Below are 26,130 nucleotides of genomic sequence, written 5' to 3' on the forward strand. Positions count from 1 at the left end.
ATTCTCTTAACACTCAGTTTTAGTTTCGCAAATATGCCAAATATCTTTTGCATATTCTCGAATACTATTATCTGATGAGAATTTTCCTGAATGAGCAATGTTTATAAGGGCCATTTGAAGCCATTTTTTCTTGTTTTCATAAAGAGAATTAATTTTTTCTTGTGCTTCAACATAAGCTGGGAAATCTTTAAAAACAAAATAATTATCTTTTTCATTGTACAGATGATCTAAAATTTCTTTGAATTCATCTACATTATTAGAGAAAGTGCCATTATGTAATTGTTCTAAAATTTCTTTTAATTCAGGAAAGTTATTAAGAGATTCTTCATAGTTATAATTATTCTTTGAGTAGTACTCAATAACTTCTTCTGATGTTAATCCAAAAATAATAATATTATCTTTTCCAACTTCTTCAGCTATTTCAATATTAGCTCCATCAAGAGTTGCCAGAGTAATAGCTCCATTCATCATAAATTTCATATTTCCAGTACCAGAAGCTTCTTTCGAAGCTGTAGATATTTGCTCACTAACATCTCCCGCAGGAATGATTAGTTCAGCAATACTTACATTGTAATTTTCTAAAAAAACAACTTTTATTTTATTCTGAATAGAATCATCGTTATTAATAACATGGGCAACAGAATTAATTAATTTTATAATATTTTTAGCTAAATAGTATCCAGGAGCAGCTTTTGCTCCAAAGAAAAATGTTCTTGGTACTATATCAAGTTCAGGATTCTTTTTTAATCTGTTATAAAGATATATTATATGAAAAATATTTAATAATTGTCTTTTGTAAGCATGTAATCTTTTTATTTGGACATCGAAAATAGAATATGGATTTAATTCAATATTTTGATGTTTTTTTACATACTCAATAACTCTTTTTTTATTTAAAAGTTTAATAGTATCTATTTCATTTAAAGTATTATCATCATTAACATATTTTAAAAGATCAATAAATCGACTAGTACAAGATAAGCAATCTGCTCCAATTTTTTCTTTAATTAGTTTAGTTAAAGCTGGATTTGCATTTTTTAACCATCTTCTATGAGTTATTCCATTTGTTTTGTTATTAAACTTATTAGGAAACATAAGATAGAAATCGTGAAGTTCTTTTTTCTTTAAAATTTCAGTATGTAGTTTAGCAACACCATTAATAGAATGAGAACCCACAATAGCAAGATTAGCCATTCTAACTTCTCCGTTATGAATAATTCTCATAATATTAATTTTATTAGGATTATCAGGGTATCTCTTTTTAATTTCTTCAATAAATCGATTATCAATTTCTTGAATGATCATAAGGATTCTAGGCAAAGTTTTTTTAAACATATCATATGGCCATTTTTCAAGTGCTTCAGCTAAAATTGTATGGTTAGTATATGCTAATGTTTTAGTAGTTATATTCCAAGCTAAATCCCACTCTATTTTTAAGTCATCTAATAAAATTCTCATAAGTTCTCCAACAGCAACAGCAGGATGAGTATCATTTATATGTATAGCTACAAAATCTGCTAATTTGCAAATAGGTTCATTGAGTTTTTTATAAGATCGAATAATACTTTGAATACCTGCACTTACAAAAAAGTATTCTTGTTTCAGCCTAAGAAGTTTACCTTCATAACTAGAATCATCAGGGTATAAAACTTGAGATATAGCTTCAACATCAAATTTTTTATCAAGATGTTTTTGATATTCACCTTTTTTTAATTCGTATAATTGAAAATCCTCTTGAGGAAGTTCAGCACTAAAAAGTCTAAGAGTGTTAACTTGATTATTTTCTGAACCAACTAAAGGAATATCATATGGAACAGCTAGTATTTTCTCATCATTAACATATTCTGGTTTTAATCCAGTTGGAGTTTCTCTTAAAATAACATTTCCACCAAATCTAACTAGAACACTTTTTTCAGGTTTTTTAATTTCCCAAATAAAATCTTTTTCTAGCCATGTATTTAAAATCTCTTTTTGATAACCATCGTCAATAACTTGTTTAAATAAACCGTGTTTGTAACGAATTCCACAACCATGACCAGGCAGAGAAAGAGTAGCTAAAGAATCCATAAAACAAGCGGCAAGTCTTCCTAGGCCACCATTACCAAGAGCAGCATCGTCTTCAAGCTCTAATAGTGAATCTAAATCAATATTTAATTCTTTTAAAGAGTTTTTAGCAACATCTCTTAAACCAAGATTTAAAAGATATGTATTTAATAATTTTCCAATAAGAAATTCCATAGAGAAATAATAAACTTGTTTTGCTTTTTTTTGACTATAAGTATGGTTAGTAGCAGCCCATGATTCACTTATATAGTCTTTAATAAGTTTTCCAAGAGCAAAATATTTTTGAGTTAAAGATGCTTCTTCTGCAGTTACTGCAAAAGTAAAAGTGAGTCTTTTTAAATAATCTTCTTTAAATTTTCTTTTACTAATATTCACAATGACCTCCTAAATTAAAGATGAATAAAGAGACTTGTATTTTTTTGCTGATTCATTCCAATTGCAGTTAAATCTCATACAAGATTTTATTAAAATATTCCATGATTTTTTATCAGTGTAATATAGATTATATGCATTTTCAATAGAACTAAGCATGTCATGTGCATTATAACTATGGAAAGTAAAGCCATTTCCTTTTTTAGTAGTTTTATCAAAGGGGAAAACAGTATCTTTAAGGCCTCCTACACTTCTTACTAAAGGAACAGTACCATAACGCATAGCTATTAATTGACCTATACCACAAGGTTCAAAAAGTGATGGCATTAAAAAAAGATCACATCCAGCATAAATTTCTTTAGCTAGAGAACTACTAAAGGTAATATTAGCAGAAAGTTTATCTGGATAAATTTGAGAGTAATAGGAAAAAAGATCTTCATATTGTAAGTCTCCACTTCCAAGTATAATGAATTGAATATTTAAATTTAATATTTCATCAAGAACTCTTTTTATTAAATCAAGTCCTTTTTGGCTAACTAATCGAGAAACTAAACCAATAACAAAGACATTTTCATTAATAGGAAGGTTTAATTTCTTTTGTAATGAAGTTTTGTTTTTAACCTTTTCTAAATAGTTTGTAATTCCATATGTATTAGAAATGTAAGAGTCATTTCTTGGGTTATATAAAGAATAATCTATCCCATTTATAATCCCAAATATTTTATCTTTTAAATGATAAATTAATCCATCTAGATTTTCTCCAAAAAAAGGATACATAATTTCTTTAGCATAAGAATCACTTACTGTAGTAATAATATCTGAATAGTTTAATCCTCCTTTCATAAATGAAATGTTATCATAAAATTTTAGTTTATCTTCTGAAAAATAGCTGTTATTTAAACCTAAAAGATCTTGTAAAACAGTTGGATTAAAAACTCCTTGATATTTTAAGTTATGTATAGTAAAAATTGTTTTAATATTTTTATATAAATTTAAATGAGAATAAAACTCTTTTAGGAGAACAGGAATTATAGCAGTATGCCAATCATTACAGTGTAAAATATTAGGTTTGAAATTTGGGATATATTTTATTGATTCCAATGTTGCTCTAGAAAAAAAAGAAAATATTTCACCGTCGTCATAGTTTCCGTAAGGAATATGTCTTTTAAAATAATACTCATTATCAATAAAATAAAAATCTATATTATTATATTTAAGATAAAATAAAGATGCTTTTTGATCTCTCCAACCAACAGGGACAGAAAAAGAACTAACAAATTTCATCTCTTTTTTAAATTTATTTTTTATAGTTCCATGATTAGGAAGAATGACTTTTATATTTACACCTATTTTTTTTAATGCTTTAGGTAAAGCATAGGATACATCTCCTAATCCACCAACTTTTATAAAAGGATCAGATTCTGATGTAATAAAAAGTATGTTAATAGCAGACATAAAATAACCTCCTATAAAGAAAATTTCTTTTGTATAACAATGGGATAAAAAGGATTTCCTTCTATTTCAGTTCCATTTTCTACACTAACATTTTTATCAATAATTAAATTCTTTAGTTTTGCACCTGATTTAATAGTACAATTTTGTAAAATAATAGAATTTTCAACATGAGCATCTTCTTCAATAGTGACATATCTTCCAAGAACACTATTAATAACAGTTCCTTTAATAGAGCATTCATTTGATATAATAGAATTTTTAACATGTGATTTATTATAGTAATGGGTAGGAATCGAATCTTTTATTTTACTATAAATTGGTCGATATTCATTGAAAAAGATTTCTTGAAGAATAGAGCTATTAATCATTTCTAAATTTATTTTGAAATAATTTCCTAAAGAATTCAAACAAGAAAGATAGGTCTTATGCTCAAAACCTTTAATTTTTAAGTTGTATTTGCTTTTATAAATAATCTCTTTCAGTGGTAAGGTACAATTTTCATGTGGTTGAATAAGAGAAAGAAGTAAATCTTTTTTTAAAATAAAAATTTCTAAAGAGATATTTTGATCTTTTTTTTGATTGAAATTACACTGTACTTTTGTTAGAGTATTTAGCTCGTTAAACTCTAAAAGATCACAATTAATAAAATTAGAAGTATCATTTGTTTTTTTATAAATGACAGTTATATCACTTTTAGAAGACTCATGAAAGGTAGTTGCAGCTTTTAAATCAATATTTGCAAGCATATAAGTTGGTGAAATAATAACAGTTTCCCCATGTTGTCTATATAAAAAATCAATATTTTCATTTAAGAGTTGGGTATCACAAAGAGCATCACTACTATTGATAAAAAGTCCTCCATTTTTTCTATTTAATCCCCAAGATTTTCCCATTTCAACATGATTTCTAAGAGAGCGACAATTCTTTTCAGCTAAAATACTTATATTCTTAATTCCAGAATTAATAAAATTAGATAAAGGAAAATCAATAGCTTTATATTTTCCAGCAATAGAAACTGTAGATAACCCTCTATGAGAAGTTAAATTTTTAAGAAGATCTCTATTTTCAAAGGCAGTTATAATTCCAATATGATTATTAAGCATTAATTATCCTCCTCTTTTATAAGTAAAATTTCATTGGAACTTTTAATAATTTTTGATTTTTTAATAATAGTTTTTTCACCCACAATAATTCTATCAATTTGGGCATCTTTTTCTATAATAGATTTATCCAAGAGAACTGAATTTTTAACACTTGCACCCTCTTCAACAATGACACCAGAAAATAAAACTGAATTAATAACCTCTCCCCGAATAATGCATCCTTCTGAAATTATAGAATTTTTAATATTGGCATTTCCTTCAATAATATGACCAGGTTTGTTTGTTGGTTGAGAATATATTCTCCAATTTTTATCAAATAAATTCATCTGGTTTTTATTGTTTAGAAGATCCATATTTGCAGACCAGAGACTATCAATAGTTCCGACATCTTTCCAATATCCAGAAAATTTATATGTCATTAATTTATATTTTTCTTTAATCATTTTTGGAATAATATTTTTTCCAAAATCTTTAGATGAAGTAGAATCTAAATTATCTTCTTTAAGAACTTTTTTTAAAGTGCTCCAATTAAAAATATAGATTCCCATGCTAGCCAAAGTATTTTTAGGATTATTTGGTTTTTCTTCAAACTCAAATATTTCTCCAGAAGAAAGAGTGTTCATTATTCCAAAACGAGATGCTTCTGAAATATCAACATCAATAACGGCAACAGTTCCTTGAGCCTCTGTATTAATATGATGTTGCAACATTTTATTGTAATCCATCTTATAAATATGATCTCCAGATAAAATTAAAACATATTCAGGACTATACATATTTAAAAATTCAAAGTTTTGAAAGATTGCATCAGCAGTTCCTTTATACCAACAAGTTTCATTTTCTGTAGCATATGGAGGAAGAATACTAACACCACCATCATCAATATCAAGATCCCATGAACTACCAATACCTATATATCTATTTAAAATAAAAGGTTTATATTGCACAACAACACCAACAGTATCAATACCAGAATTAATACAATTAGATAAGGGGAAGTCAATAATTCTATATTTTCCACCAAAAGGAACTGCAGGTTTAGCTACATGTTTAGTTAATAACTTAAGACGACTACCTTGGCCACCGGCAAGAATCATAGCGATCATTTTTTTGTTCATTTTACTCCTCCTTTAAGAAAATAGGTTTGAAAAAAATTGTAGATAGAGGTGCAACGTTTATTGAAATTGAAAATGGTTGATTATCAATTTCTTTATTTAAAGGAAGAATAATCTCATTGTTTAAGCAATTATTCCCACCATAAATATCTTTATCACTATTGAAAACTTCAATATATTTAGTCATTCTAGGAATTCCAATGCAATGGTTAACATATTGATTAGTAGTAAAGTTACAAACAATAATTAAAAAATTGTTTTTATGTTCTCCTTTTCTAATGAAAGTTATAACTTTATTTTTGTGAGCTTGATGATTGATCCATTGGAATCCCTCTGATGAAAAATCATTTTCCCATAGAGCTGATTCGTTTTTATAAAATAAATTAAGGTGAGATAAATATGTTTTGATAGAGTCATGTTGAGGAAATTTTAAAAGTTTCCATTCTAACTCTTCATAAAATCTCCACTCAACAAATTGTCCAATTTCTCCCCCCATAAAAATCAATTTTTTTCCAGGATGAGCAAACATAAAACCATAAAACATTCTTAATGAATCAAATTTTTCAATATATGTTCCGTACATTTTATCTAAGAGAGATTTTTTTTCGTGAACAACTTCATCATGAGATAAAGGAAGTATAAAATTTTCGTTAAATGAATACATAAGTGAAAAAGTTAATAAATTAGATGAGTTTACTTTGTCTTTAGGACTTAGAGACATATATTTTAAAATGTCATTCATCCAACCCATATTCCATTTGAAATTAAAACCGAGCCCTCCCATATAAGTTGGTTTTGTAACAGATGGCCAAGAAGTAGCTTCTTCAGCAATAATTAAAGGGGTGGAATATCGTTTGAAAATAGCTTCGTTCATTTCTTTTAAAAAATTAATAGCATCTAGATTAGTATCACTTCCTAATTCATTTGTTAGTCCTGTTTTTTCTTTTTCATATTCTAAATATATTAAATTAGAAACAGCATCAACTCGAACACCATCTATATGAAAAGTTTCAAATAAAAAAATTAGATTTGAAATTAAAAAGTTCTTAACAAAATTATTTTTTAGATTAAAATTTGCAGTTCCCCAAAGAGGATTTTCTTTTAAAGTATTATTTGTATATTCAAATAATGGTTTTCCATCAAAATGATAAAGGCCATGAGAATCTTTACAAAAATGTCCAGGGACCCAATCTAAAATAACGCCTATTTCTGCTAAATGTAATTCATTAATGAGATATTTAAAATCTTGAGGAGAACCATAGCGGCTTGTAATTGAAAAATAACTAACTCCTTGATAGCCCCAAGAATCATCAAGAGGATGTTCAGTCAATGGCAAAAATTCAACATGAGTAAAATTTAATTCTAATAAATATGGAATTAAAAATTTTGCAATCTCTCTATAGTTTAAAAAACAAGTATCATTTTTTTTCCAAGATCCTAGATGTATTTCATAAATGGATATTGGAGATTTATAGATGTTTCTAAGCTCTCTTTTTTTTATCCATTTGTCATCGCTCCATAAAAAATCATTGAAAATATCATAAACAATTGATGAGGTATGCGGTCTTATTTGTGAAAAAAATGCAAAAGGATCACTTTTTATAATCAATTGATTTTCTTTTGTTAAAATTTTATATTTGTATATTTCTCCTTGTAAGATATTAGGAATAAAAAGAGACCAGATTCCTTGAGCAGAAATCCGGGTCATTGGATTTTTATCAAAATTCCAGTGGTTAAAATTCCCTACAACTGATACTTTTTTAGCATTTGGAGCAAATACGGTAAATTGAGTTCCCACAATTTCTTTTTTTATTTTTATATGTGCTCCAAAAATAGTATGAAGATTATAATTTGAAATGTTTAAGTTAAGATTTTCCATAAAAAAAGGCCCCCTTCTTTTTTTATTTTTAGTTAAAAAGATAATACAAACTTTTCAATAATAATCCTTTTCTACCTAAATATTTATTTATTTATTTTTAATTATCCAAAGTGTTATATAACGGTTATTGAAATAAATGTTTGCATTTTGGAGTAAATATTATATAATCAGAACATAAAGAAAGTGAAAAATATTTCGAAAAAATAAATTTTAATTAAATGTAGGAGGAATAAAAATGAACAACGAAAAGAAAAATGGTTTTGGAACTGTAGCTATTCATGGTGGAAGTGAAAAAAATCCTTTTGGAACTTTATGCACACCGATTTATCAAACTTCAACATTTGTTTTTGATTCAGCGGAGCAAGGAGGAAGAAGATTTGCTCTAGAAGAAGATGGATTTATTTATTCAAGATTAGCAAATCCTACAACTATGGTAGTAGAGAAAAAAATAGCTCTATTAGAAGAGGGAGAAGCAGGATTAGCAACAGCATCAGGAATGGGAGCAATCTCTTCAACTATGTGGACATTACTAAAAGCAGGAGATCATATAATTTCTGATACAACTTTATATGGATGTACATTTGCATTACTTAGTCATGGTCTTACAAAGTTTGGAATTGAAATAGATTTTGTAGATACATCAAATATTGAAGCTGTAAAAGCTGCAATGAAACCAAATACAAGAATTGTTTACTTAGAAACACCAGCAAACCCTAACCTAAAAATAGTAGATATTAAAAAGGTTGCAGAGGTAGCTCATACAAATCCAAATACTGTAGTAGTAGTAGATAATACATTTGCGACACCTTATTGTCAAAAGCCATTAACACTTGGAGCTGACATAGTTGTTCATTCAGCAACTAAATACTTAAATGGACATGGAGATGTAATTGCAGGTTTTGTAGTAGGACCAATGGATATAATAACTCAAATTAGATTAGTTGGAGTTAAAGATATGACAGGTTCTGTATTGAGTCCAATGGATGCATATTTAATAATAAGAGGAATGAAAACATTAGAAATTAGAATGGAAAGACACTGTGCAAATGCTAAAAAAGTAGCAGAATTCTTAAATGCACATGACAAAATAGAAACTGTATATTATCCAGGACTTGCAACTCACCCAGGACATGATATAGCTAAGAAGCAAATGAAAGCTTTTGGAGGAATCTTCGCTTTTGAACTAAAAGGTGGAATGGAATCTGGAAAAACTTTACTAAATAACTTAGAATTATGTTCTTTAGCAGTATCATTAGGAGATACAGAAACATTAATTCAACACCCAGCATCAATGACTCACTCACCATACTCAAGAGAAGAGAGATTAAAAGCAGGAATAACAGATGGATTAGTAAGAATTTCTGTAGGACTAGAGGATGCAGAAGATATAATTGATGACCTAAGAAAAGGGTTAGAATTAGCATAACACTTAATATCCAAAAGACTGCCTTTATAAGCAGTCTTTTTTTTATAAAAATTACTCAGGAGGAAATATGAACAAAAGTAAGGCAAGTTTTAAAGGACTTATACCATTTGTTATTTTTATTTTAGTTTATCTAGGAACAGGAGTATTTTTTCAATTAAAAGGAGTTGAAATGGCCTTTTATCAATTACCGTCACCAGTAGCAATTGCTTGTGGAATTGTTGCAGCCTTTGTTCTTTTTAAAGAGAGCATAGATGAAAAATTTGATACTTTTATAAAGGGATGTGGAAATTCAGATATTATTATTATGTGCGTTATTTATTTACTTGCAGGAGCTTTTGCTGGAGTTTCAAAGGCAATGGGGGGAGTAGAATCAACAGCAAACCTAGGTCTTACATATATTCCAGTTGAATATATAACAGCAGGAATATTTTTAATAACAAGTTTTATATCAACAGCAACAGGAACATCAGTTGGAGCAATTGTAGCAATCGCTCCAATAGCAATAGAGTTGTCAGATAAGGCTCATATTCCATTGCCAATTTTACTTGCAGCAGTAATGGGTGGAGCAATGTTTGGTGATGATTTATCAATGATTTCAGATACAACAATTTCAGCAACAAGAACACAAGGTTGTATGATGAAGGATAAGTTTTTAGCTAATGTTGGAATAGCTTTACCAGCAGCTATTATTACATTTATCTTATTTTTGGTTTTCGGAAAACCTTTAGATATTATTCAAGCTCAAAGTTATGATTATAATTTAATAAAAGTTTTTCCATATTTGTTTGTATTAGTTTTATCACTTGCTGGAATAAATGTTTTTGTTGTATTAACTGGAGGAATATTAATATCTGGAGCAATAGGAATTTATTATGGAGCATTTAATGTTATTGGATTTACAAAAGAGATATATATGGGATTTACAAATATGAATGAAATTTTCTTGTTATCTTTATTAACTGGTGGACTTGCAGCTCTTGTAACAAAGGCTGGTGGAATAGATTGGATACTTGGGAAGGTTGACAAGTTAATAAAAGGGAAGAAAAGTGCACAATTTGGAATTGGAATGCTAGTTGCATTAACAGATTTAGCTGTAGCAAATAATACAGTTGCAATTATTATAAATGGTCCAATCGCTAAAAAAATATCTCAAGAACATGGTATTGATAAAAGAAGAGTATCTGGTCTTTTAGGGATATTTTCGTGTATAGCACAAGGAATAATACCTTACGGAGCTCAAATGTTAATATTAATTGGATTTACAAGAGGGAAAGCCACTCCATTCGAAGTTATTCCTTTATTGTGGTATCAACAACTTTTATTAATATTTACAATTATTTCAATATTTATTCCATATTATAAAAAGTTTTTATCAGTACCTAAAATTAATCCTTACACACCGATAAATGATGGAGCTATTGATGCATAAGTGATAAAAATATTATTACTTTAATAAAAATATTATTGACTTTTACAATTCATAGGAGTATATATATATATTGTCAACAAAGGAGGCGATAGTGTTTGGAAAAAGATATAAAAATATTAGAAGAATACAAAAAAATAGCCAAATTTATGTCGTGTTGCTATGGAGAGAATGTTGAAGTGATACTTCATGACCTCATAGATATAAATGAATCTGGAGTTGAAATATATAATGGTCATATAAGTGGAAGAAAAAAAGGTGCTCCTATAAGTGAACTCGGGATGAAAATTCTGAAAGAAAAAATATATGAAAAACAGGATTTTATAAGTAATTCTAAAGGACTTGTTGGAGGGAAAGTATTAAGATCTTCTACATATTTTATAAAAAATGAGATTGGAAAAATAATAGGGTTAATTTGTGTAAATATAAATATTACAAAATATTTAGAATTAGCTCATGAAATAGAAAAATTTGTGAATTTTGATCTCAAGACTAAAGGAGATGAGTCTTTAGAAATAAAAGCAGATTTTCCACATTCGGTGAAATCAATGATAAATACTGCTTTAATAGAATTATTAAAGGGAAAAGAATCGTGGAAAGATATGAAAATGGATGAAAAATTAAATATAATAAAAAAACTTCAAAAGAAAGGTATATTTGATTTAAGAGGTGGAGTTTTAGAAGTTTCAGAGGCTCTGAATATTTCAGAGCCTACAATATATCGTTACTTAACTAAAATAGATTAAGATAAAGGATGGTAAAAAATGAATAATATGATTGAAATCAGATGGCACGGAAGAGGTGGACAAGGAGCAAAAACAGCTTCTCTTTTATTGGCAGACGTTGCATTTAGTAGTGGAATGTATGTTCAAGGATTTCCAGAGTATGGACCTGAAAGAATGGGAGCACCAATAACAGCATATAATAGAATCGGAGATGAACCAGTAAGAGTTCACTCAAATATTTATGAACCAAACTTTGTAGTTGTAGTAGATGAGACTCTAATAAAAAATATTGAAGTTGAAAAAGGATTAAAAGAGGGTGGAGCAATTATAATAAACTCTGAAAGAACTCCTGAAGAACTTAGAAAAGAATTAAGAGGGTATACAGGAAGAGTATATACTTGTAATGCTAGAAAGATATCTGAAGAGTGTTTAGGAAAATATTTTCCAAATACACCAATGTTAGGAGCAGTTGTTAAAGTAAGTGGAATTATTCCAGAAGAAGAGTTTATAAAAAATATGGAAGAATCTTTTAAACATAAATTTGCTAGCAAACCACAAGTTTTAGAAGGAAATATGTGTGCATTAAAACGTTCTATGGATGAGGTGAATGGATAATGAGAAATAAAGATGGAAGAATAATTGATGAAACAATAACTTGGCAAGAGATAACACCAGGTGGAATAGTATATGAATCAGGAAGTGCTGAAAAATTTAAAACTGGAGATTGGAGAACAATGAAGGTAACTTTTATTGAAGATGCCTGCAAACAATGTATGCTTTGTATTCCTGTTTGTCCAGATTCTGCTATTCCAGTAAAAGATGGAAAAAGACTTGATTTTGATCAAGATCACTGTAAAGGTTGTGGTGTTTGTTACGCAGTTTGTCCATTTAATGCTATAGAGTTTACAAAAGAGTAAAAGGAGAGAGAGATGAGTATAAGAGAAAGAATGTCAGGAAACGAAGCTGTGGCAACAGCTATGAGACAAATAAATCCAGATGTAATGCCAGCATTTCCAATAACACCATCAACTGAAGTTCCACAATACTTTTCTAAATATGTATCAGATGGAAAAGTTACAACAGAATTTATTCCAGTTGAATCTGAGCATAGTGCAATGTCAGCGTGTATTGGATCTCAAGCAGCAGGTGCTAGAACAGTAACAGCAACATCGTCATGTGGACTAGCTTTAATGTGGGAGATGCTTTATGTAGCTTCTTCTATGAGATTACCAATAACAATGGCTTTAGTAAATAGAGCTTTAACAGGTCCAATAAATATAAATGCAGATCATAGTGATTCTATGGGTGCTAGAGATACTGGTTGGATTCAAATATATAGTGAAACAAATCAAGAAGCCTATGACAACTATATTCAAGCTATGAGAATAGCTGAACATAAAGACGTACAACTTCCAACTATGGTTTGCCAAGATGGATTTATAACATCACATGCTGTTGAAAATATTGAACTTTTAGAAACTGAAGAAGTAAAAGCATTTGTTGGAGAATATCATCCAGAAGATTATTTATTAAATGTTGAAAGACAAATAGCTCATGGACCATATGATACTGCAAATTTCTATATGGAGCATAAAGTTCAACAAGCTCATGCAATGATAAATGCTAGAAAAGTAATATTAGATGTAGCTAAAGAATTTGAAGCATTATCTGGAAGAAAATATAGTTTCTTCGAAGAGTATAAAATGGAAGATGCTGATGTTGCAATTGTTTTAATTAACTCAACAGCAGGAACAGCAAAACAAGCTATAGATGAAATGAGAGCAGAAGGAAAAAGAGTAGGCCTTATTAAAATAAGAGTATTCAGACCATTCCCATTTGATGAAATTAAACACGCTTTAACAGGAATTAAAGTTGTTGGAGTAATGGATAAATGCGAAGGATTCTCAGGAGCGGGTGGACCACTTTTTGCAGAGATAAGATCAGCACTTTATGATTCTCATGAAAGACCAGAAATGATTAACTTTGTTTATGGTTTAGGTGGAAGAGATGTTACAGTTGATACAATTAAAGGTGTATTTAATGAATTATTACATGAAGCTCATTCAAGAGAGTTAATGGATCAAATAGAAATAGCTTATAATCCAGAGTTACTACTTCCAGAGGGAGCAGACTTTGAAATCGGTAGAGTATACAGACATTTAGGAGTAAGAGGTTAGGGAGGAAGAAATGGCTTATAATTTTAAAGAAGAGATGAACAAACCAGATAGACTTACTGGTGGACATAGATTATGTGCTGGTTGTGGAGCAGGAGTAGCAGCTAGAGCAGTATTAAGAGCTTTAAAAAAAGAAGATCATGCAGTAATAGCTAATGCTACAGGATGTTTAGAAGTTTCAACTTTTATGTATCCATATACAGCATGGAAAGATTCATTTATCCACTCAGCTTTTGAAAATGCAGGAGCTACATTAAGTGGAGTAGAAGGAGCGTATAACGCTTTAAGAAAAAGAGGAAAAGTTAATGACACATATAAATTCATAGCTTTTGGTGGAGATGGAGGAACTTATGATATAGGTTTCCAATCATTGTCAGGTGCTATGGAAAGAGGGCATGACATGGTTTATGTATGCTATGATAATGGAGCATATATGAATACAGGTATTCAAAGATCATCAGCAACACCAAAATATGCAGATACAACAACAACACCAGTAGGAATAGATTGTACAGGAAAACCTCAAGGAAGAAAAGAGTTAGCTGATATAATGGCAGCTCATAATATCCCATATGTTGCACAAACAACATTTATGGGAAACTTTAAAGATATGCATGAAAAATCTGAAAAAGCAATATATACAAAAGGAGCAGCATTTTTAAATGTGTTAGCACCTTGTCCAAGAGGATGGAGATATTCAACAGAAAAATTAATGGAAGTTTGTAAGTTAGCAGTTGAAACTTGCTATTGGCCATTATTTGAAGTAATAGATGGAGAATGGAAATTATCTTATAAGCCTAAGAAAAAATTACCAATTGAAGAATTTTTAAAAATTCAAGGAAGATTTTCTCATTTATTTAAACCAGAAAATAAACACTTAATAGAACAAATCCAAGAAGATGTAGATAGAAGATGGAATGCTTTATTAAAAAGATGTGGAGAAATTTAGGTAATTTGTGTTTTAAATTGATAGAAATGTGTTTAAAACGGTGCAAAATGTGAGGAAGTGTTTAATTATATTTTAAAATAAAGTATAATATAAAAATAAGAATTGCATAAAGTTGCCCCGAGGTCTAAGCATATAGACTTTGATGACTCTTCGAAAGAAGGGTCATTTTTATATTTACTAAATACAAATAATATTGTATATTTCAGTTGTATAAAAAGGGGGAAAAATGATTAATTTTAAAAAAATTATGTTTTTAATAATAGGAGTGTTTATACTTTTCCATTTTACATTTATGTATTTAGCAAGGGATGTTCAAGAGTATATGTTTGTTTCTACAAATTTATCAAAAGTTGATCCGTTTAATGAAAAATCAAAAAGTTTAGAGCTATTTAATATGGAAAAAAATAAAGTTAAAGGTATAAATTATATAAATGGAAATATGTATCCTAATTTAAAAAAAGGAAGTTATTACTTAAAAGTTAAGTTGGGAAAAGGGGAAGAAACTTTTCTAATAAAAAAAGATCAAAAATATTTTAATGAGAAAATAAAAGTGAAAAATATAATGGGAATTAATAAAAAAATAATCTTCATTAACATTTTTACAGGTATAATTTTCTTATATAATGGATTTATTTTTTATTTCTATAGAGATATATTTAATAAAAATAAAGAGTTGTTATTTCCATTACTATTATTATTATCTAAAATAATTTTTACAAATTCAGCAACATTTACTGAGAGATATATGATGGAGATAAATTTGACATTTTCAATACTTTTGAATTTTTATTTGATATTTTATGTGTTGAATATTGTAAAAATAAATAGAAGTAAAAAATTCAAAAAAATAATATATACATTAGTTGCAATTTATATATTAAATAGTATTATTTTCTTTAGTATTTCTTGTTCAAATAATATATTTATATATTTTTATGAAAAGACAACTTTTTATAAGAGTATATTTTTAGTTTTATATAAATGGATAGATGGACCAGTATTAATACTTTCAATTTTATTAATACAATCATTAAATGAAAAAGTGAAAAAAAATTTAAAAAAAATAAAGAAGAGAAAACAAATTGTAATTTTAAGTTTATTGATTTTTTCTTTAATAATTCAAAACTATGCATATAATCATCAAGTTTATTTTTATTTGAATTTATTTGAAGAGATGTTTTTATTCTGGTTTATAATATTAACCGAAGTAGAAAATTCAAAAAATATTCAAAATATCTTTTTAAGAGTATCATTATTGTTGATTTTTTCATTTGTATTTTTATTATATACAAAAGATATATTATCTATTTTGATATTTTGGGGAATTTTTATAATTATGAATATATATACCTATTTATTTGAAGGAATTTTGTCTATTGAAAAAAAATCATTTGAAAGTTTAATTAATAGATTTTATTTAATTGAAACAAAGGAAGATTTTGAAGAGCAACTGTCAAAAGAAATTGAAAAAAATATAGATGTCAAAAGATTGAAAGTAAAATTATTAATAAAAAAAGATGAATATAAAACCTTAATAAAAGAAAAAATATATTTAGAAGATAAAATAATTATAAAAAAAGATGATATATTAGGGGATTATTCTGGCGGAATTAGATTGTCATATAATAAAAATAGATTTTTAGGATTGATTTTAATTAAAAATAATAGAGATAGTCTTATATATGAAGAGGAGAAATATTTATTAGAATTAGCAAAAACAATATCTGTAATAGCTAGTAAAATTAGAATGAATTATCTTCAAAAGGAGTTGGATAAGTGTATAAAATAGGGATAAATATAGATTCCAATTTGAAAGAGATACTTGAAGAGCTTATGGATATAGAGTGTTATAAAATAAATGAATGTAATGAAGATGAATTAAAAAATTTAGATATATTTTTAATTGATATTCAAAGGGAAAAGGATGATGAAAGGATAGAGAAATTTAAAATAAATGCTTTTATAACTATTGCTTTAATCTCAAAAGAGATTGATCTTAAAAGAGTAAGAAAATTATTTAAAAATAAAATAGTTTATGATTGTATTTATAAAAATGATTATTTTGAAATAGAAAATATCATAAATGAAGTTATGGAAAAACCTAAAAAAAGGTATGAACTTATATTAAATGATCCATTTTATAAAGCAATTGTTGATTCAAGAGATATTATTTATATTAATTATTGTAGGATAAGTAGAAAGACAGAAATCGTTGACAAAATAGGGAAAATATATACTATAAAAAAATCTTTTTCTGATGTTGAAGAGAGTTTAAATTCTTTAGAATTTCTATTTCGTTTAGATAGAGGAACAATAATAAATAAAAATTTAGTAAAAGAATTAGATTATAAAGGGGAAATAATTACTTTTAATGGAGGGAAAAAACTTTCTATAAGTAGAAGTAAATTAAAAATTTTAGAAGAAAATATAAATTTATTTAAAAATAGAATAGAGTTATAAAAGGAAAGAAGCTAGAAATAATGTATTATCATAATAATCAAATCAAAATTGGAGGAGATATTTATGATGAAAAAATTCTGGCTTTTTTTTGTTTTATTTTTAGGTTTATTTAGTGGAGCATTGGCAAAGCCTTTGATAATAGGAATGGAACTAGCATATCCTCCTTTTGAGATGTCTGATAAAAATGGAGTTCCAACTGGAATAAGTGTTGATTTAGCCAAAGAATTAGGTAAAAGCTTAGGAAGAGAGATAATTATAGAAGATATGTCCTATGGAGGTTTAATACCATCTTTAAAAACAAAGAAAATAGATATTATCTTATCATCAATGTCAATAACAGAAAGTAGAAAAAAATCAGTTTCCTTTTCAGTACCTTACGCATCATCTCATTTAGCAATATTAGCAGGAATTAGTTCAGGAATAGAAAGTTCAGAGGATTTAAATAGTAATAAGAAAAAATTAGCAGTGAAAAAAGGGACAAGCGGTCATACAGTAGCTCAGAAATATTTTCCAAAGGCGAAACTTTTAGTATTTGAAAAAGAGAGTGCTTGTATGTTAGAAGTAGCTCAAGGTAAAGTAGATGCTTTTATTTATGATCCATTAACTGTATATAAATTTTGGGAAAAAAATCAAGAAACAACAACTCCATTATTTGAAAGATTTGAAGAAAAAGCACAGCCTTGGGCTATAGCATATGGGAAAAAAGACGAAAAATTAGGCGAACAAATAAATGAATTTCTAATAGAATTTAAAAATACTGGTGGATTTGATAAATTATCAGAAAAATATTTGAAAAATGAGAAAGAATTTTTTGAAAGTAAAAATATTCCTTTCTTTTTTGATTAACATAGGAGGATTATGAAAAAAAAAATTAAAAGCATTTTTATAAAAAAAGAAGATGAAGACATAAAAAAACATATTATGTATATAAATTATTTGATAGTTATATCTTTGGTTGGGATTGGAATATTATATGCTTTTAATTCATTGGATTATATATATAATTGGGAAGATATAATAAAAGAATATAGATATAAATTTATTTTAGGATTTGGAATAACTTTTTTAATTTCTTTTTTATCTTTAATTTTAAGTATAGTAATTGGATTGGTATTAATCTACTTTCAAAAGAGTAGATTTTTACCTTTTCATTATTTTTCAAAAATATTTATAGAGATAGTAAGAGGAACTCCATTAATTGTACAAATATATATATTTTTTTATGTTATAGGAACAGCTATGAATATGGAAAATAGATATGTTATGGGTGTTGTTATTATGGGTATTTTTTCAGGAGCTTATGTTGGAGAGATTCTTAGAAGTGGAATTGAAAGTATAGAACAAAAACAGTGGGAAACATCAAAAGTCTTAGGGTTAACAAAATATCAAACATATAGATATATTATATTTCCACAAGTTGTAAAGAGGATAATGGCACCACTAACAGGTCAATTTGCAAATTTAATAAAAGACTCATCTCTTTTATCAATTATAGCTGTGAATGAGTTTACAAAAAATGTTCAAGAAGTTGATTCATTAACATTTTCACCTATAGAAAATTATTGTATATTAGCAATAGGTTATTTAATATTAACATATCCAATATCTTATATTTCTAAATATTATGAAAGGAAGTTTACTTATGGAAATTAAAATAGAAAATTTAAATAAATCTTTTGATGAAAATAGAGTTTTAAATAGTTTGAATTTAAATATGAAAGATATTCACTGTTTAGGAATAATTGGTCCATCAGGAGGGGGGAAAACAACTCTTCTTAGAATATTATCTGGACTTGAAAATGCATATTCAGGAGATATACATATAAATGGAAAAAAAGTTCCAAAAGATAATATAGAATTATCAGATTATAGAAAAAGTATAGGAGTAGTATTTCAAGGATTTAATCTTTTTCCACATTTAAATGCAGCTGAAAATGTAATGTTACCTTTAAGAGTTGTCCATAAATTTTCATTAGAAAAAAGTAGTAAAATTAGTAATGAAATGTTAGAAAAATTTTCTTTAAATGATCATAAATTTAAAAAACCACATGAATTATCAGGTGGTCAACAGCAAAGAGTTGCTATAGCCAGAGCAATGGGAATAAAACCAAATTTTTTTATTTTTGATGAACCAACATCAGCACTTGATCCAAATTTAACAAAAGAAGTTCAGGAATCAATAGAAACGTTAAAAAAAGAGAAGAAAGATATGATTTTAGTAACTCATGATTTAGACTTTGTTAAAGAGGTTGCTGATTATGTAATATATTTATATGATGGTCAAGTAGCAGAAGAAGGAAGGGTTTATGAGTTTTTTACAAATCCTAAAACAGAGGAATTAAAGAATTTTTTAAAAAAATAAAAATAAAAGCACTTGAAAAATAAATAAAAGGGGTCTATACTGAGGACATATAAATATAGTGAAAAAAAAGACGAGCTCACTATACATATTATTTCTTTTACAACTATAAGATATTTTCAAGGAGATGTGTCAAATGAAAAAATATGAATTAACAAATGAAACTATTAACCACGGAGGACAAACACTTTACAGAATAAAATCATTGAGAAATTTTAGTGATGTAAAGGATGGGCAACTTGGAGGATATGTACAAAGAGAGGAAAATTTATCTCAAAGTGGAAATTCATGGATTTACAATGAAGCAATGGTATATGAAAAAGCGAGAGTAGAAGAAGATGCAAAAGTATGTGACTGTGCAATAGTATATGGAGAGGCAACAATATCTAAAGAAGCTGTTGTTAGAAGAAATGCAAAAGTATATGAATCAGCATTAGTTACAGATTATTCAAAAATATGTGAAAGAGCAAAAGTATTTGGAAGTACAAGATTAACAGGAGATACTGTAGTAACTGATGATGCTCAAGTATTAGGTTTATCAAAACTTGTAAACGTAATAGTTAAGGATAATTCAGTTATTAATATTAATGGTGAGGTTTTAAATGAAGTTCAAGGTACTTTTACAGGATATGCTCAAATAGAAAGTGTAAATGATTTTATTGTAATTTATATGAATTTAAATGGAGTATCTAAATATACTTTCTTTAGAAGTAAAGATGGTGAAGTATATGTTCATACTTTAGGAGAACATGCACATAAATTAGAAAAATTAGTTAAAGGTCTTGAAGCTGAACATGGTAAACTTCCTACTGAAATGGCTAATTTAGTAAATTTAATTAATAAATATTTTGAAAAATAAAAAAAATCCTCATCTATAATTTTATGGATGAGGATTTTTATATTATCTTAAAGAATTAATAAAGTCATTAATATTTATAACTTTCCCTTCAATTCTTGACTTTTCAGCAGCGAAAGCCATAATATGACTTTCAAGAGAGGTTCTAGGACTTGTTTTAGAATCATTTTTCTTTCCTAAGCAAAGGTCAATAAAATCATTCATAAGTCCAGTATCTCCACCTCCATGTCCTCCAATTAATACTTCAGGTGTAATTGTGGTAATAGCTCCATTATCAAAACGTCCTTGTCCTTTTCCAAATTCATAAACTTCGATATTATTTTTTAAGTCATTACCTCTAATTTCTCCCTTAGTTCCCATAATTTTAATAGTTCTACAAACTTCATCAGTAAAGGCACATAAATTAAAAGTAACATTAACTCCATTTTCAAATTCAATAATAGAGACCATATTATCTACAACGTTATTATCGCAATGATAAACACATCTACCATATTGATTATGTTCTAGAGAGTTAGTTAGGGCTTCTTTTGTTTGAATTTCTGTAGCTATAAGAGTGGGCCAAGATCCAATATTATTATAGTATATTTTTTTAGGAGAATAGATACATGAATCTATTAAACTACATTGTAAACAACGAGTAGAAGAACCTTCTGGTGCATTTTCCTTTTTAAAATGCTTTAAACTTCCAAAAGAAGCTATTTGTTTACAAGGAGACCCATTAAGCAACCAAGAAAGAATATCTAAATCATGACAGCTCTTTTGAAGAATAAGTGGACTAGATTCATTTGAATTTCTCCAATTTCCTCTAACAAAACTATGGGCAAAATGGAAGTTTCCAATATTTTCATTGTGTTGAATATCAATAATATCTCCAATAATATCACTATCAATTAGTTCTTTTAATTTGCTAAAAAATGGAGTGTATCTAAGCACATGGCAAACCATAACTTTAACTCCATAAAATTCAGCCATATCAGCTATTTTAACACACTCTTCAGCCTTATTGGACATTGGTTTTTCAAGAAGGATATCATATCCTTTTTCCATTGCAATTGTAATAGGTTCAAAATGAAGATCATCACCAGTAGCTAAAAAAATAGCATCACAAAATTTATCTTTTTTCAAAAAATCTTCCCATGTTGAAAAAGAAAATTCTGGCTTAATGTTATGGGCAGAAATAACTTGTTCTCTCTTTATTTTATTAGGCTCAGCAACAGCAATTATTTGAGCTTCATCTGTAGAATTTAAAATAAAATTAGCATAAATATCCTTACCTCTATTACCAGCACCAATAAGACCAATTTTTAACATAAAATCCCCCTTTGTTTTGTATACGTATTCATTTTTAAAAGTATATTCTATTTAAATTAAATTGTCAATAATTGATTTTTATTTTTTAAAAGTGTATTATGTAACAAATATAGGAGGATAACTTATGAAAAAAAATAAAATAACTATGTCAGAGATTGGAAGAATGGCAGGGGTATCTCAAGCAACTGTTTCAAGAGCAATAAATCAACCTCATATGGTAAAAGAGGAACTTCGTGAAAAAATACAGTATTTTATAGATAAATATAAATTTGTACCTGATGAAAGTGCAAAAACAATGAGAGGAGTAGGTAGCAAAATTTTAGGTTTAATTGTTTTTAGTTTTTCAAATTATTATTATTTAGAAATGGCAAAATATGCAGAGAAAATAGCCAGAGAAAAAGGGTATAGTTTATTAATAATGAATTCTGAAAAAAATTCAAATTTAGAAAAAGAACATATAAAAATGATGCTTGCTAGAAAAGTAGAAGGAATTTTAATAGCACCAGTAGATGAAAAAAATCTAGATTTTTTAAACTCTTTAGATATCGCATTTGTAGCTATAAACAATGACTATCCTAGATTTAATAGTGTTTATACATCTCTTTTTAAAGGTGGAGAATTGGTTGGAGAATATTTATTGGAATTAGGGCATAAAAAAATAGGATATATAGGAGATAATAGAACTAGATATAATGCAAAATTTGAAGGGCTAAAAAATATATTGAAAAAAGCTAATATTAATTTCAAAAAAGAATGGTTTTATAATATTGATTCAGAAAAAATATCCATTGATAATTTAAATTTATTTTCAATTAATCAAAAAATAGAGTGTACTGCTTTTATGTGTTCAAATGATGAAGTTGCATATTTAGCTATAAAAAAATTAGAGTTATTAGGCTATAAAATACCTAATGATATTAGTATTGTAGGATTTGATAATACAATAGTTGCTAATTTATTAAATATAACTAGTATATCTCAGCCAACAGAGTTAATGATAGAAAATGCAATAGATATATTATTAGAAAAAGATGAAAAAATAAAAAATATCTTTTTAATACCCAAAATAGTAAAAAGAAAATCAACAATAAAATAGACATTGACATTAAGCCTTCTTTGAAGTATATTTGTAAAAATACATACGTATTCAAAAAATATTTTAGGAGGTTTAAATTGAAGAGATTAATAGTTTTATTATTAGGAATAGGAGTGTTAATTGGAATTACAGGTTGTGGAAATGAAGATAAAAAAGAAATAAAAAAGAAAATTTTAAAAGTTGCATTATGGGATGCTAATCAAAAACCAATAGTTGAAAATATAATAGAAGATTTTGAAAAGAGAAATCCAAATATTAATGTAATTGTAGAAATAACTCCATTTTCACAATACTGGACAAAATTAGAAACTTCTGCAACTGGAGGACAACTTCAAGATATATTTTGGATAAATGCTCCTAATTTTAAAAAATATGCAAGTGCTAATATGATTTTACCAATTCAAAATTTAGTTGATAATAAAAGTATTAATATAGAGGAATTACCAAAAGGTATGATAAAAATGTATAGTTATAATGGAGAACTTTTAGCATCTCCAAAAGATATAGATACAACAGCTCTTTGGTATAACAAAGAGATATTTAAAAAATATAATATATCTGAACCAAATGATAACTGGACATGGGAGGATATGATAAATACTTCTAAAGAGATTAAAGCAAAAAGTGGAATGTATGGATTAGCATTAAGTTATGAAGGGCAAGAAGATTATTATGAGATAATTTCTCAATTTGGAGGAGAAGTAATTTCCACAGATAAAAAAACAAGTGGATTTAATAATCCAAATACAATAGATGCGATAAAAGAAATTAAAAATTTAATATCCGAAGGAGTAATACCAGGATTAGGTGAAGTTTCTGATACAAGAGCCTCTGATTTATTTCAATCTCAAAAAGTAGCAATGACATATTCAGGGTCATGGATGATAAAACCTTATATGAACAATGAATTAATTAAAGATAAAATAAATCTAGTAAAACTTCCACTAAAAAATAAAGATGCAGCAATAATTCATGGACTTGGTTATGCTATTTATTCTAAAACAAAATATCCAGAAGAAGCTAAAAAATTAATAGTACATTTATCATCAAAAGAAGCACATGATATTCAGGCAGAAAGTGGAGTAGTTATACCAGCAAATATTAAATCACAAAAGATATGGTTAAAATCATATGAAAATTTAAATTTAAAAGGATATGGAGATATGAATCCTAAAGGAATAGAATATCCGGCATCATTAATGACAGCGAAATGGGAAGATATTCAAAAAGAGTATTTAAATAAAGTTTGGATAGGGGAAATGTCACCAGAAGAAGCTTGTTCTATCATAAATGAAAAAATGAATAAAATTCTTTTAGAGGAGAAAAATTAAAGGAGGAATAATGAGAAAAGATAAATTAGAAAATTATATCTGGGCTTACATTATGATTTTACCTCTAGTTATTGGAATTACAATATTTTATATTCTTCCATTTTTTCAAAACTTATATTTTAGTTTTACAAATTTAGGAGCTTTTGGAAAATTTGAATTTATAGGCTTACAAAATTATAAAGAAATAGTAAAAGATCCTAAAATGTATAAAGCATTAAAAAATACATTTATATATGTATTTTTTTCAGTGCCCATTGGAATTATGTGTTCAACAATTATAGCAACAATACTTAATAGTAAGATAAAAGGATTGACAATATATAGAGTGCTTTATTTTTTACCTGCAGTAACAATGCCAACAGCAATAGCTATGGTTTGGAAATGGATGTACAATAAAGATTTTGGAATATTAAATCAGATTTTAGATAAATTTAATATAGAAGGAAGAGCATGGTTGTCAGATCCTGAGACAGCTTTATATGCAGTGATAATAGTTGCTATATGGTCAAGTATTGGTTATAACATGGTTATTTTACTCGCAGGGTTACAAGGAATACCTAAGATGTATTATGAAGCAGCTAAAATAGATGGAGCTAGTTCTATAATTTGCTTTTTTAAAATTACTTTACCTCTTTTAAGTCCCACATTATTTTTTGTGACAGTAATGTCTTTTATAAGTTCTTTTCAAATTTTTGATTTGATTTTTATGATGGTAAGTAGAAGTAATCCAGCTTTTGAAAGCAGTATGACAATAGTTTATTTTTTCTATACCAATGCTTTTCAAATGTCAGAAAAAGGTTATGCAGCAGCAATAGCAGTAATACTTTTTATAATTATATTAATTTTTACTGTTGTTCAAATGAAACTTCAAAAAAAATTAATAAATTATTAAGGAGGAGCTATGAATAATAAAAAAGAACAATTATTTTTGCATGTAATATTAATATTAGGTGTAATATTTACATTAATTCCATTTATATGGATGTTTTTAACATCAGTTAAAAGTTTGGGAGAAAGCATACAAATTCCACCAATTATTTTTCCGAAAGAGTATAAATGGGAAAATTATAGGAAAATTATAGAAACTATGCCATTTATGCAATTTTATTATAATACAATTATATATACTGTTGTAAGAACTATTGGTCAGATAATATTTTGTTCGATGGCAGCATATGCTTTTGCAAGAATAGAGTTTCCTTTTAGAAATTCTATATTTATGATGTTATTAGCTGTTTTAATGGTACCTGGACAAATTTTTCTTTTGCCTCAATACATAATTATACAAAAATTAGGATTACTAAATACAATTTCAGGACTTGTATTACCAGGGCTCTTTAGTTCATTTGGAACATTTTTAATGAGACAATTTTTTATGACACTTCCTAAAGAGTTAGAAGAGGCAGCTGTTATTGATGGATGTAATCATTTTCAAATTTTTTATAAAGTAATGCTTCCACTTGTAAAGCCGGGATTAGTAGCCTTAGTAATAATAACATCATTAGCAAGTTGGAATCAATTGATGTGGCCTCTTATAGTTAATACATCAACAGATAAAATGACTTTATCAGCAGGATTAGCATCTTTAGCAGGGCAACATGGAACAGATTATCCTCTAGCTATGGCAGGAGCAATTTTAGGGGTTTTGCCAATGTTAATTATGTTTATAATATTTCAGAGAAAATTTATAGAGGGAATGGCATCGAGTGGAATAAAATAAAAAAAAATTGAAAAAGATAAAGAAAAGAAGTAGGATATTAATGATTTAACTTTTATTATTTTGGGGGTAAAGATGAAAGAATGGTTAAGAGAAAGATTGTTTAGTGGTTTAAAGCAAGAAAGAGTTTTTTCTATAAAAGATATTATTTATGGAATTTATTTAGTTGTATTTGGAATTTTTTATAAAGAAGAGGAACTCTAAAATAGAGTTTCTTTTTTTTATAAAAATTATGATATAATTTAAATAAAAATAAGGAGATTTATAATATGATTCGAAAAATAAATAGAGTTATTCAAGATTTTTTAA

Annotated in this window: 24 protein-coding genes; 18 read left to right on the forward strand and 6 right to left on the reverse strand. The window is 27.2% G+C overall.

The window, feature by feature from the left end; genetic code table 11:
- Positions 1 to 6: 6 nt before the first annotated feature.
- The 5 genes from Q0V09_RS00155 to glgB are packed head-to-tail and all read right to left on the reverse strand — an operon-like array spanning position 7 to position 7,988.
- Complete coding sequence (locus Q0V09_RS00155; protein ID WP_297404407.1) at positions 7 to 2,439, reverse strand: glycogen/starch/alpha-glucan phosphorylase; 2,433 nt, start codon at positions 2,437 to 2,439, stop codon at positions 7 to 9.
- Positions 2,440 to 2,448: 9 nt separating this feature from the next.
- A complete protein-coding gene (gene glgA / locus Q0V09_RS00160; protein ID WP_297404408.1) occupies positions 2,449 to 3,891 on the reverse strand; it encodes a glycogen synthase GlgA in 1,443 nt (480 codons plus the stop codon).
- 11 nt (positions 3,892 to 3,902) lie between these two features.
- Positions 3,903 to 4,994 (reverse strand): glucose-1-phosphate adenylyltransferase subunit GlgD, encoded by a 1,092-nt coding sequence (gene glgD, locus Q0V09_RS00165; protein ID WP_297404410.1) that lies wholly within the window; start codon positions 4,992 to 4,994, stop codon positions 3,903 to 3,905.
- A complete protein-coding gene (locus tag Q0V09_RS00170; protein WP_297404411.1) occupies positions 4,994 to 6,112 on the reverse strand; it encodes a glucose-1-phosphate adenylyltransferase in 1,119 nt (372 codons plus the stop codon). The genes glgD and Q0V09_RS00170 overlap by 1 nt, the downstream gene beginning before the upstream one ends.
- Before the next feature lies 1 nt (position 6,113).
- Positions 6,114 to 7,988, reverse strand: a complete 1,875-nt coding sequence (gene glgB / locus Q0V09_RS00175) for a 1,4-alpha-glucan branching protein GlgB (RefSeq protein WP_297404413.1) — start codon at positions 7,986 to 7,988, stop codon at positions 6,114 to 6,116.
- A 235-nt stretch (positions 7,989 to 8,223) separates the two neighbouring features.
- On the opposite strand from glgB, the gene megL reads away from it, so the two are divergent.
- The 13 genes from megL (at position 8,224) to Q0V09_RS00240 (ending at position 20,366) form a co-directional block, all read left to right on the forward strand.
- Positions 8,224 to 9,414: a methionine gamma-lyase gene (megL, locus tag Q0V09_RS00180; protein ID WP_297404415.1), complete on the forward strand. Its 1,191-nt coding sequence runs from the start codon at positions 8,224 to 8,226 to the stop codon at positions 9,412 to 9,414.
- Between the two features lie 67 nt (positions 9,415 to 9,481).
- Positions 9,482 to 10,843 carry a Na+/H+ antiporter NhaC family protein gene (locus Q0V09_RS00185; RefSeq protein WP_297404416.1) on the forward strand — a complete coding sequence of 454 codons (1,362 nt, stop codon included), beginning with the start codon at positions 9,482 to 9,484 and terminating at the stop codon, positions 10,841 to 10,843.
- A gap of 95 nt (positions 10,844 to 10,938) precedes the next feature.
- A complete protein-coding gene (locus Q0V09_RS00190) occupies positions 10,939 to 11,586 on the forward strand; it encodes a PAS domain-containing protein (RefSeq protein ID WP_297404418.1) in 648 nt (215 codons plus the stop codon).
- 18 nt (positions 11,587 to 11,604) lie between these two features.
- On the forward strand, positions 11,605 to 12,180 hold the full coding sequence (locus tag Q0V09_RS00195) for a 2-oxoacid:acceptor oxidoreductase family protein (RefSeq protein WP_297404419.1): 576 nt from the start codon (positions 11,605 to 11,607) through the stop codon (positions 12,178 to 12,180).
- On the forward strand, positions 12,180 to 12,482 hold the full coding sequence (locus Q0V09_RS00200; RefSeq protein WP_297404421.1) for a 4Fe-4S binding protein: 303 nt from the start codon (positions 12,180 to 12,182) through the stop codon (positions 12,480 to 12,482). Before Q0V09_RS00195 ends, Q0V09_RS00200 begins: the two co-directional genes overlap by 1 nt.
- 12 nt (positions 12,483 to 12,494) lie before the next feature.
- Positions 12,495 to 13,742, forward strand: a complete 1,248-nt coding sequence (porA, locus tag Q0V09_RS00205) for a pyruvate ferredoxin oxidoreductase (protein ID WP_297404423.1) — start codon at positions 12,495 to 12,497, stop codon at positions 13,740 to 13,742.
- Positions 13,743 to 13,752: 10 nt separating this feature from the next.
- A complete protein-coding gene (locus tag Q0V09_RS00210; RefSeq protein WP_297404425.1) occupies positions 13,753 to 14,688 on the forward strand; it encodes a thiamine pyrophosphate-dependent enzyme in 936 nt (311 codons plus the stop codon).
- A 226-nt stretch (positions 14,689 to 14,914) separates the two neighbouring features.
- The gene (locus Q0V09_RS00215) at positions 14,915 to 16,477 is read left to right on the forward strand and encodes a hypothetical protein (RefSeq protein ID WP_297486667.1); all 1,563 of its coding nucleotides are present in this window, start codon (positions 14,915 to 14,917) and stop codon (positions 16,475 to 16,477) included.
- Positions 16,465 to 17,148 (forward strand): LytTR family transcriptional regulator DNA-binding domain-containing protein, encoded by a 684-nt coding sequence (locus Q0V09_RS00220; RefSeq protein ID WP_297404428.1) that lies wholly within the window; start codon positions 16,465 to 16,467, stop codon positions 17,146 to 17,148. The genes Q0V09_RS00215 and Q0V09_RS00220 overlap by 13 nt, the downstream gene beginning before the upstream one ends.
- 63 nt (positions 17,149 to 17,211) lie before the next feature.
- Entirely contained in the window at positions 17,212 to 17,994 is a 783-nt protein-coding gene (locus tag Q0V09_RS00225; RefSeq protein ID WP_297404430.1) for a transporter substrate-binding domain-containing protein, read from the forward strand.
- 12 nt (positions 17,995 to 18,006) lie between these two features.
- The gene (locus Q0V09_RS00230; protein WP_297404432.1) at positions 18,007 to 18,801 is read left to right on the forward strand and encodes an amino acid ABC transporter permease; all 795 of its coding nucleotides are present in this window, start codon (positions 18,007 to 18,009) and stop codon (positions 18,799 to 18,801) included.
- Positions 18,791 to 19,510, forward strand: coding sequence for an amino acid ABC transporter ATP-binding protein (locus Q0V09_RS00235; RefSeq protein ID WP_297404434.1), 720 nt, complete (start codon positions 18,791 to 18,793; stop codon positions 19,508 to 19,510). Before Q0V09_RS00230 ends, Q0V09_RS00235 begins: the two co-directional genes overlap by 11 nt.
- 133 nt (positions 19,511 to 19,643) lie before the next feature.
- Positions 19,644 to 20,366 (forward strand): hypothetical protein, encoded by a 723-nt coding sequence (locus tag Q0V09_RS00240; protein WP_297404435.1) that lies wholly within the window; start codon positions 19,644 to 19,646, stop codon positions 20,364 to 20,366.
- Positions 20,367 to 20,408: 42 nt separating this feature from the next.
- On the opposite strand, the gene Q0V09_RS00245 is transcribed toward Q0V09_RS00240, so the two are convergent.
- Positions 20,409 to 21,677, reverse strand: coding sequence for a Gfo/Idh/MocA family oxidoreductase (locus tag Q0V09_RS00245; RefSeq protein WP_297404437.1), 1,269 nt, complete (start codon positions 21,675 to 21,677; stop codon positions 20,409 to 20,411).
- 124 nt (positions 21,678 to 21,801) lie between these two features.
- On the opposite strand from Q0V09_RS00245, the gene Q0V09_RS00250 reads away from it, so the two are divergent.
- The 5 genes from Q0V09_RS00250 (at position 21,802) to Q0V09_RS00270 (ending at position 26,025) form a co-directional block, all read left to right on the forward strand.
- Positions 21,802 to 22,773 (forward strand): LacI family DNA-binding transcriptional regulator, encoded by a 972-nt coding sequence (locus Q0V09_RS00250; RefSeq protein WP_297486669.1) that lies wholly within the window; start codon positions 21,802 to 21,804, stop codon positions 22,771 to 22,773.
- A gap of 77 nt (positions 22,774 to 22,850) precedes the next feature.
- A complete protein-coding gene (locus Q0V09_RS00255) occupies positions 22,851 to 24,104 on the forward strand; it encodes a sugar ABC transporter substrate-binding protein (protein WP_297486672.1) in 1,254 nt (417 codons plus the stop codon).
- 10 nt (positions 24,105 to 24,114) lie between these two features.
- A complete protein-coding gene (locus tag Q0V09_RS00260; protein ID WP_297407550.1) occupies positions 24,115 to 24,996 on the forward strand; it encodes a carbohydrate ABC transporter permease in 882 nt (293 codons plus the stop codon).
- 9 nt (positions 24,997 to 25,005) lie between these two features.
- On the forward strand, positions 25,006 to 25,824 hold the full coding sequence (locus Q0V09_RS00265) for a carbohydrate ABC transporter permease (RefSeq protein ID WP_297407548.1): 819 nt from the start codon (positions 25,006 to 25,008) through the stop codon (positions 25,822 to 25,824).
- Positions 25,825 to 25,896: 72 nt separating this feature from the next.
- Positions 25,897 to 26,025 carry a hypothetical protein gene (locus Q0V09_RS00270; protein WP_297486675.1) on the forward strand — a complete coding sequence of 43 codons (129 nt, stop codon included), beginning with the start codon at positions 25,897 to 25,899 and terminating at the stop codon, positions 26,023 to 26,025.
- Positions 26,026 to 26,130: the final 105 nt, after the last annotated feature.

This window comes from uncultured Cetobacterium sp. (genome assembly GCF_947039425.1).
Lineage (GTDB): Bacteria > Fusobacteriota > Fusobacteriia > Fusobacteriales > Fusobacteriaceae > Cetobacterium_A.

Coding starts and splice junctions, on each gene's coding strand:
- glgA (WP_297404408.1), bottom strand. CDS start 3,891: ATGTCTGCTATTAACATACTTTTTATTACATCAGAATCTGATCCTTTT.
- glgD (WP_297404410.1), bottom strand. CDS start 4,994: ATGCTTAATAATCATATTGGAATTATAACTGCCTTTGAAAATAGAGAT.
- Q0V09_RS00170 (WP_297404411.1), bottom strand. CDS start 6,112: ATGAACAAAAAAATGATCGCTATGATTCTTGCCGGTGGCCAAGGTAGT.
- glgB (WP_297404413.1), bottom strand. CDS start 7,988: ATGGAAAATCTTAACTTAAACATTTCAAATTATAATCTTCATACTATT.
- megL (WP_297404415.1), top strand. CDS start 8,224: ATGAACAACGAAAAGAAAAATGGTTTTGGAACTGTAGCTATTCATGGT.
- Q0V09_RS00185 (WP_297404416.1), top strand. CDS start 9,482: ATGAACAAAAGTAAGGCAAGTTTTAAAGGACTTATACCATTTGTTATT.
- Q0V09_RS00195 (WP_297404419.1), top strand. CDS start 11,605: ATGAATAATATGATTGAAATCAGATGGCACGGAAGAGGTGGACAAGGA.
- Q0V09_RS00200 (WP_297404421.1), top strand. CDS start 12,180: ATGAGAAATAAAGATGGAAGAATAATTGATGAAACAATAACTTGGCAA.
- porA (WP_297404423.1), top strand. CDS start 12,495: ATGAGTATAAGAGAAAGAATGTCAGGAAACGAAGCTGTGGCAACAGCT.
- Q0V09_RS00210 (WP_297404425.1), top strand. CDS start 13,753: ATGGCTTATAATTTTAAAGAAGAGATGAACAAACCAGATAGACTTACT.
- Q0V09_RS00215 (WP_297486667.1), top strand. CDS start 14,915: ATGATTAATTTTAAAAAAATTATGTTTTTAATAATAGGAGTGTTTATA.
- Q0V09_RS00225 (WP_297404430.1), top strand. CDS start 17,212: ATGATGAAAAAATTCTGGCTTTTTTTTGTTTTATTTTTAGGTTTATTT.
- Q0V09_RS00230 (WP_297404432.1), top strand. CDS start 18,007: ATGAAAAAAAAAATTAAAAGCATTTTTATAAAAAAAGAAGATGAAGAC.
- Q0V09_RS00235 (WP_297404434.1), top strand. CDS start 18,791: ATGGAAATTAAAATAGAAAATTTAAATAAATCTTTTGATGAAAATAGA.
- Q0V09_RS00240 (WP_297404435.1), top strand. CDS start 19,644: ATGAAAAAATATGAATTAACAAATGAAACTATTAACCACGGAGGACAA.
- Q0V09_RS00245 (WP_297404437.1), bottom strand. CDS start 21,677: ATGTTAAAAATTGGTCTTATTGGTGCTGGTAATAGAGGTAAGGATATT.
- Q0V09_RS00250 (WP_297486669.1), top strand. CDS start 21,802: ATGAAAAAAAATAAAATAACTATGTCAGAGATTGGAAGAATGGCAGGG.
- Q0V09_RS00260 (WP_297407550.1), top strand. CDS start 24,115: ATGAGAAAAGATAAATTAGAAAATTATATCTGGGCTTACATTATGATT.
- Q0V09_RS00265 (WP_297407548.1), top strand. CDS start 25,006: ATGAATAATAAAAAAGAACAATTATTTTTGCATGTAATATTAATATTA.
- Q0V09_RS00270 (WP_297486675.1), top strand. CDS start 25,897: ATGAAAGAATGGTTAAGAGAAAGATTGTTTAGTGGTTTAAAGCAAGAA.